This window comes from Caenispirillum bisanense (assembly GCF_039523075.1).
Lineage (GTDB): Bacteria > Pseudomonadota > Alphaproteobacteria > Rhodospirillales > Rhodospirillaceae > Caenispirillum > Caenispirillum bisanense.
The window spans coordinates 58,900-66,474 of record NZ_BAAAEP010000001.1 but is presented as its reverse complement, the minus strand read 5'-3'; the positions used below and the strand labels follow the sequence as shown (position 1 = coordinate 66,474).

Here is a 7,575-nt window from a genome sequence, read left to right as displayed (position 1 = left end):
AGGCGTCCATGTAGGACTTGTCGGCCATTTCCTTGATGGCGGCGCCGGCGGCGCGCGGGCGGTCGGGCACGAAGACGAACAGCGGCCAGGCGAACAGCGCATACCACACCGCCACCAGCACCACCGTCGCCCGCACCGGCTCCGCCTGCGCCGGGTCGAGGCCGAAGGGCGGCGGGTCGGCCTGCACGAAGACCTTGAGCGCGATCACCAGGCACAGCAGCCCGCCGGCATAGCCGAGGCCCCACGCCCAGCCGGAGACGCGGCCCATGCGCTCCGGCCGCGTGACGTCGGGCAGCATGGCGTTGTAGAACGCCATGCCCAGCTCGAAGGCAGCATTGGACAGCGCCACCAGCACCAGGGCGTAGAGCATCCAGCTCGGGTCGGGGGCGGCGAACCACAGCAGGCCGGAGCAGACGATGCACACCAGGGTGAAGCCGGCCAGCCACGGCTTGCGCCGCCCGGTCTGGTCGGCCACCGCCCCCAGCACCGGCGCCAGCAGGGCGATCAGCAGGCCGGAGGCGGCCATGGCATGGCCCCAGGCGGTGGTGGCGACGATCTCGTCGGGGGCGATGCCGCGGGTGAAGTAGGCGGCGAAGACGAAGGTGGCGATGACGGTCGGATAGGCGGAGTTGGCCCAGTCATACAGGCACCAGGCCACGGTTGCCGACCGGCGGGGCGGCGGCGCCACCGCCGGGGTGGTCAGCGGGCGGGCGGCGGCGGGCTCGGGCGGGCTCGACACGGGGCGGCATCCTCCGGGGCGTGGGCAGGCGGTTGCCGGCAGCATAGGGCCTCCGCCGCGGCGGCGCCACCACCGGGTCAGATCACCCCACTATCCCGCCCGACACCAGCAACTTGGCGCCGTCATCGTGGACGTAGATCGTATAACCCTCAGGATCGATGGTATCGGGATCCTCGACGAAGCCGTCCAGCAGCAGGGTGTCGTCGGGATCCAGCTTCACCCGCAACTCGCCGCCGAAGCGGTTGACGATGGTTTCGTCCATCAGGATGGTGTTGGCCTCGCTGTCCTCGAAGCTGAGGCGGAGCACGTTTTGCACGCCGATGCTGCCGAAGTTGGTGAACTGGTAGGGCGTGTCCCCGTCCAGGTCGAGCGTCAGCATGTTGCCGTTCAGGTTCAGCGTGCCGTCGCCCGTGAACGTGGTTTCGCCGTTGATCCAGATGTCACCGGTCAGCCGCAGGTAGCCGTCCAGCCGCAGGCTGCCATCGGAGCCGAAGGTGACATCGTGGCTGATCACCTGGCCGTCGCCGGCGATGGCACCGCCCTGCCAGTTCAGGGTGTGGGCGTTGAAGGTCAGGCCTGCCCCGACGCTCAGGCCGCCTTCCAGCTCCAGCACCTGTGCCCCCATGGAGGCGCCGGAAACGGTCAGGCTAGCGAAGGTGCGCAGCACCAGGGTGTCGAGGGTGATGGATGAGTGCAGGTCATAGGTGCCGCCGGCTTCGATGCCGAAGGTCACGCTGTCGCCGTCGCCGGGCACCACGCCGCCGTCCCAGTTGGCGGCGTTGCTCCAGAGCCCCATGCCGCCGGCGACCCAGCTGATGGCGGGGCCGCCGTTGCCACCGCCGGTGGTGAGGGCGCTGGTGTCGACCCCGTCCTCCACCAGCAGGGTGAGGGAAATGCCGTCGACCGACTTGTGCAGCTGGCGTACCCAGACGCCGTCCAGGTCGTAGGAGCTGACGAAATCCCAGCCGTCGTCGCCGACGCCGGCCGCCTGCAGGCTGGTACCGCTGCCGCCGTGCACGATCAGGGTGTAAGAGCCGCCCCACTGGCTCGCCAGGGTCACCAGGGCGTCGTTGCTGACCTGCAGCGCCATGCCCTGGCCGTCCAGCAGCACCCCTTCCATGCCGCGGGCGAAGGCGAGGTGCGGCAGCAGGGTGGCGAGGTTGACGGTGCTGGTGCCCATCAGGCTCTGCTTGAGGCCGATGAGGTCGGTGCCGGTGCCGCCGAACAGGGTGTCTTCCGGGTCCAGCCACAGCAGGTCATTGCCCGAGCCGCCGTAGAGGGTGTCGGCACCGCTGCCGCCGATCAGGGTGTCGTTGCCGTGCTCGCCGTAGAGCAGGTCGTTGCCGGTGCCGCCGTGGATCCAGTCGTGGCCGCCGCCGGCGTGGATGGTGTCATTGCCGCCGTTGCCGAAGATGATGTCGTCACCGGAACCGCCGTATTCCTCCACCTCCATGATGAACTCGGCGAGGTCGCTGCCGACGATGAGGTCGCCGACGAAATCGCCGCTGCCGGAGATGGAGGTCTGGCCGAGGGTGGTCTGCAGCAGCCGCACGGTACGGTCGACGCCGTCGATGTCGAACTTCACCGACAGGTCGCCGCTGCCGAAGGCGTTGCGGACGGTGACGACGTAATCGGAGGCGCGGTCGTAGCTGTGGGTCTGCAGCAGCAGGTCGGAGCCGGAGCGGGTGGCGCCGGTGATGTCGACGCCGCTGGTCTTGCCGTTCCAGCTGTCGGTAGAGGTCCAGGCCACCACGGTATCGTGGCCCTGGCCGGCGATGATGACGTCGTTGCCGGCGGTGAGGATGTAGGTGTCGTCGCCGGCGCCGCCCTCCAGGGTGTCGTTGGGGGACGGGCCCTCGCCCCAGTAGCCCATGCCGTCGTAGCCGAGGCCGGTGAGGATGTCGTTGTAGGCGGTGCCGATCACCCGTTCCATGCCGATCAGAGTGGCGATGGGGATGTCGAGCCACATCACCTCGCCGACATAGCCGTCATAGGAGGCGTAGAGGCCAAGGGTCACCATCACGCCGGTGCCGTAGCCGGCCAGGTCCAGGGTGTCGATGCCGGCGCCGCCGACCACCAGGTCGGGGCTGCTGCCGGGGGTGGTGTCGGCGCCGAAGGGGCGCAGCACGTCGTCGCCGTCGCCGCCGAACAGCATGTCGGCGCCGTTGCCGCCTTCCAGGGTGTCGTTGCCGGCGCCGCCGTCCAGGGTATCGGCGCCGCCCATGCCGCGCAGCAGGTCGTGGCCGTCGCCGCCGGTGATGCGGTCAGGGCGGTCGGCGCCGATCAGGGTGTCGTTGCCGCCGGTGCCGATGATGATGTGGCTGCGGCCGTCGGTGCCGGTGACCGACGATCCGGTCAGGGTCACCCACGGGCTGGCGGCCGCCACCTTGTCCGTCAGGTTGGTGCCGGAGAACTCGCCCGCGACCGAGGCAAGATTACCCAGGGATTCCGCCACCACGTCGGTGGCCTCTGACTGGGCGACTATGGCCACCCGCACCATCTGGTCAAGCCCCTGCGACGGGTCGACGGCGGCATTCAGGCTTTGCAGGATGCCGGCCAGGGCGGTGGCGTCGTCGGGCGACAGGCCGGCGGCGGCGATGAGGAAGGAGGCCAGGGCCGACGCGGCGCCGGCGCTGGTGAACAGGCCGGGGGTGCCGGCGTTGGCGACCACGGCGGCGGCCAGCGCGGCGTTGACGCCGCTGCCGGGGTTGAGCGCCGCCACCATGGCAAACACGTTGGCGGTCTGGATGCCGGCCGCCACCAGGGCGGCGGCGGCGCTGCTGCCGGCCTCCATCAGCGCCAGCGGGTTGACGGTGGTGATGTCGAGCCCGCCGATGGCGGCGGTCGACAGGCCGACCATCTGCAGCACGCTTTCCTGCGCCTGGGCGCGGGTGAGCGACGGGTTGGCCGCCATCAGCGCCTGCATCATGGTGGTCAGCGGCGTGACGACGGTGGAGCCGGCCGGCGCCATCAGCGAGAAGTGCAGCCCGACTCCGGTCATGGTGTCGGTGCCGCCGTAGGTGGCAAGCTGCGTGAGGGCCGAGACGGTCAGCGAGAAATGGCCGCTCATATCGGTGTAGCCATAGGCCTCGCCGGCATCCCAGCTGCCGTTGCCGTTGGCGTCGGCAAACACCTTGGCGCCGTAGACGTAGGGGTCGATCACCCGGCCGGTGAGGGTGACGGTGCTGCCGCCACCACTACCACCGCCGCCCGTAGTCGGCGGCGGGGTGGTGGGTGTGCTGGGGGTGGTCGGGGCGGTGGGCGGCGGCGGGGCCGTAACCACCGGCGTGGTCGGCGACGGTTCGGCCACGGACGGGGCGCCGGTCTGGGCCGGTGCCGTCGGCGTCAGCACCGGCGGCAGCTCGCTGCGCACCGGCTCCAGGGTGCGGATGACCGACACGATGTTGGTCAGGTCCTTCTCGCCGACGTTCAGCCGCTGGCCGAGGATCTCGCGCAGCTGGTCGGCGCCGAGAGTGACGCGCACCGGCCCGACTGACTCGAAGCCGCCACCGGAGCCGGTGGCCGGCATCTGGCCGCCGGTCTGCGGCTGACCGGGCGTGCCGGGCGCCGTCTGCCCCGGCAGCTGCGGGCCGTCGCCGGCCGGGGCCAGGTTGAAGCCGGCGGGGGTGTCGTACTGGCCGGGCTGGGCCGACGGCAGGTAGTTGAGGGTGCGGCCGAGGTCGGGGTTGGCGGCGATGTAGGCGGCATCGACCACGAACAGCCGGACGGAGGTATTGCCGCCGCCCAGCAGGGCATCGGCGGCGGCGAAGTTGGTGATCTGCAGGCCGGTGTTGATGGTGTTCAGCGTCTGCATCTGGCCGTTCAGCAGGCGCACCACGATCTCGCCGTCGTCCAGCAGGGCGATTTCCATGCTGACCGGGGTGTCGCCGTCGCTGCCGGGATCGCCTTCCTGCACGCGGATGACGCCCTTGGTGCCGCGGATGCCGATGGTCGCCACCGGCGTCTTAACCTGCATGGCATCGGGGCCGGTCTTGGCGATCTGGCCGGAGACGAAGGAGAACACGCCCGACACCAGCGACAGCGAACTGCTGCCCTGGCCGCTGTCGGGGTCGTAGATCATCTCGTCCAGCACCATGCGGCCGCCGGCGCCGAGGGAGAATTCGGTGTTGTCGGCGAAGGTGATGCCGATGGCGCCGTCGGCGCCGGTCTGCACCACGTCGCCCTGGAACACCTGGGCGCCGCTCTGCAGCTGCACGCGGGTGCCGTCGCCGCGGATGGCGAAGACCTCGCCGTCGGTACGGGTGACGATGCCGATGGGCTGGGCCTGCGGCAGCGACTCCGCCCCGCCGCCGGCCTGGGCCACCTGCACCGGACCGGCGCCGCCGGCCAGACGGGCGACCACGCCGCCGGCCAGAACCTCGCCGCCGGGGCCGGTCAGGTCGGCCGGGCGGCCGCCGGCGAAGAAGCCGGTGACAAGGGTGCGGCTGCCGTCGGGCGCCTCGACCACCAGGTCGGTGCCGAGGCGGCTGTAGGTGCCGTGCAGCAGGGTGGCGGCATCGGGCAGGGGGGCGCTGCCGCCGGCGGCGTCGACGATGTGGTCGAAGCCGGCCTCGGCGGTCGCTTTCGGCAGCGTGGCGGTGGCGGTGGCCGTCATGTCTACTCCCCCCTCGGGACCAATGGAGATGCGACCGGTCGTCAGACTTCCGGCTGGATCGTCGCTCCCCCGAACGACACTTAGAGCGACTTTTAATATGCTATAGGTCGTATGTCCTCCTCCGAATGAACAGGGTTGCCGGCCGGAAACTAAAAGTCACAGCCGCCGGGAAGGAGAAACCCTCGCCCGAGTGTCTGCTTGAGGTGCCCGGGGAAAGCGCGGTAAGGGTGCATCAATGTCCCGCGAGGAGCTTCGGACGTGAAAGTCATGGTTACGGGCGGTGCCGGTTTCATCGGTTCCGCCGTGGTGCGCCTCCTGATCGAGGAGACGGATGCGGCCGTCGTCAATGTCGACAAGATGACCTATGCCGCCAACCCCTTCGCCATCCGCATGGTGGAGGGCAACCCGCGCTACGCCTTCGAGAAGGCGGACATCTGCGACCGCGCCGCCATGGACGCGATCCTCGAAAAGCACCAGCCCGATGCCATCATGCATCTGGCGGCGGAAAGCCATGTCGACCGCTCCATTGGCCGTCCGGGCGCCTTCATCGAGACCAACATCGTCGGCACCTACACCCTGCTGCAGGCGGCGCTGGTCTACTGGCGCGCCCTGCCGGAGGAGCGCCGCGCCCGCTTCCGCTTCCACCACGTTTCCACTGACGAGGTTTACGGCACCCTCGGCGACACCGGCCTCTTCACCGAAGAGACGCCCTATGCGCCGAACTCGCCCTATTCCGCCTCCAAGGCGTCGTCGGACCATCTGGTGCGGGCGTGGCATCATACCTTCGGCCTGCCGGTGGTGACGTCCAACTGCTCCAACAACTACGGCCCGTTCCAGTTTCCCGAGAAGCTGATCCCGCTCATGGTCATCAAGGCCCTGACCGGCCAGCCGCTGCCCGTCTACGGCACCGGCGAGAACGTGCGCGACTGGCTGTATGTCGAGGATCACGCCCGCGCCCTGTGGCTGGTCCTCAACGAGGGCAAGCTGGGCGAGAGCTACAACGTCGGCGGCCATAACGAGAAGACCAACATCGACGTGGTGCGCGCCATCTGCGACCTGATCGACGAGATCGAGCCGGACGCCCGCATCGGCTGCCGCCAGGATCTCATCACCTTCGTCACCGATCGCCCCGGCCACGACATGCGCTATGCCATCGACGCCGGCAAGATCGGCCGCGACCTTGGCTGGAACCCGCGCGAGAACTTCGAGAGCGGCCTGCGCAAGACGGTGCAGTGGTACCTCGACAACCGCGCCTGGTGGCAGAGCGTCAACCAGTCCACCTACGCCGGGCAGCGCCTGGGTCAGTCGACGACGGCGTCATGAAGAAGGTGCTGATCGTCGGCGCCACCGGCCAGGTGGGGAGGGAACTGGCGCGCGCCGCCTGGCCCGCCGGGCTGCGGCCGGTGATCCTCGACCGCTTCGGGCTCGACGTCACCGATGTGGCGCGGGTGCGGGCGGTGATCGCCGAGCAGGCGCCGGCGGTGGTGGTCAATGCCACCGCCTATACCGCCGTCGACAAGGCCGAGAGCGACGCCGAAACCGCCTTCGCCGTCAACCGCGACGGGCCGCGGGCGCTGGCCGAGGGCTGCGCCGCCGCCGGTGCCGCCCTTGTCCACATCTCCACCGACTATGTGTTCGACGGCCGCAAGGACGGCGCCTGGGTGGAGAGCGATCCGGTGGCGCCGCTCGGCGTCTACGGCGCCTCCAAGGCGGCGGGCGAGCAGGCGGTGCGCGAGGCGCTGCCCGAGGCCCACGTCATCCTGCGCACGGCCTGGGTCTACAGCCCGTTCGGCGGCAACTTCGTGAAGACCATGCTGCGGGTCGGCGCCGAGCGCGACACCCTGCGGGTGGTGGCCGACCAGCACGGCTGCCCGACGGCGGCGGGCGACATCGCCCGGGCCATCGTCACCCTGTGCGACGGCATCGCCGCCGGCCGGCGCGACGGCTTCGGCACCTTCCACTTCGCCGGCGCCGGGCCGACCACCTGGCACGCCTTCGCCTGCGCCATCTTCGATCTGGCGGCGCGCCATGGCCGCAAGGTGCCGCAGGTGGAGGCCATCACCACCGCCGAATACCCCACGCCGACCACCCGGCCGGCCAATTCCGTGCTCGACTGCACGGCCATCGAACGCACCTGGGGCATCGTCCCGCGGCCGTGGCGCGACGCCCTGGCCGAGGTGATCGACGAGCTGCTGGGCAAGGAGGGCAGCGCACCATGACC

The 7,575-nt window shown here is 70.2% G+C and carries 4 protein-coding genes; 2 read left to right on the top strand and 2 right to left on the bottom strand.

Annotated elements, in window-relative coordinates:
- A partial coding sequence (locus ABD056_RS00290; protein ID WP_343863276.1) for an MFS transporter occupies window positions 1–739 on the bottom strand: 739 nt, incomplete at its 3' end.
- 82 nt (window positions 740–821) lie between these two features.
- Window positions 822–5,354 carry a FecR domain-containing protein gene (locus tag ABD056_RS00285; RefSeq protein ID WP_343863275.1) on the bottom strand — a complete coding sequence of 1,511 codons (4,533 nt, stop codon included), beginning with the start codon at window positions 5,352–5,354 and terminating at the stop codon, window positions 822–824.
- A gap of 258 nt (window positions 5,355–5,612) precedes the next feature.
- On the opposite strand from ABD056_RS00285, the gene rfbB reads away from it, so the two are divergent.
- Window positions 5,613–6,677: a dTDP-glucose 4,6-dehydratase gene (rfbB, locus tag ABD056_RS00280; RefSeq protein WP_343863273.1), complete on the top strand. Its 1,065-nt coding sequence runs from the start codon at window positions 5,613–5,615 to the stop codon at window positions 6,675–6,677.
- Window positions 6,674–7,573: a dTDP-4-dehydrorhamnose reductase gene (gene rfbD / locus ABD056_RS00275; protein ID WP_343863271.1), complete on the top strand. Its 900-nt coding sequence runs from the start codon at window positions 6,674–6,676 to the stop codon at window positions 7,571–7,573. Before rfbB ends, rfbD begins: the two co-directional genes overlap by 4 nt.
- Window positions 7,574–7,575 lie beyond the last annotated feature (2 nt).

Coding starts and splice junctions, on each gene's coding strand:
- ABD056_RS00285 (WP_343863275.1), bottom strand. CDS start 5,354: ATGACGGCCACCGCCACCGCCACGCTGCCGAAAGCGACCGCCGAGGCC.
- rfbD (WP_343863271.1), top strand. CDS start 6,674: ATGAAGAAGGTGCTGATCGTCGGCGCCACCGGCCAGGTGGGGAGGGAA.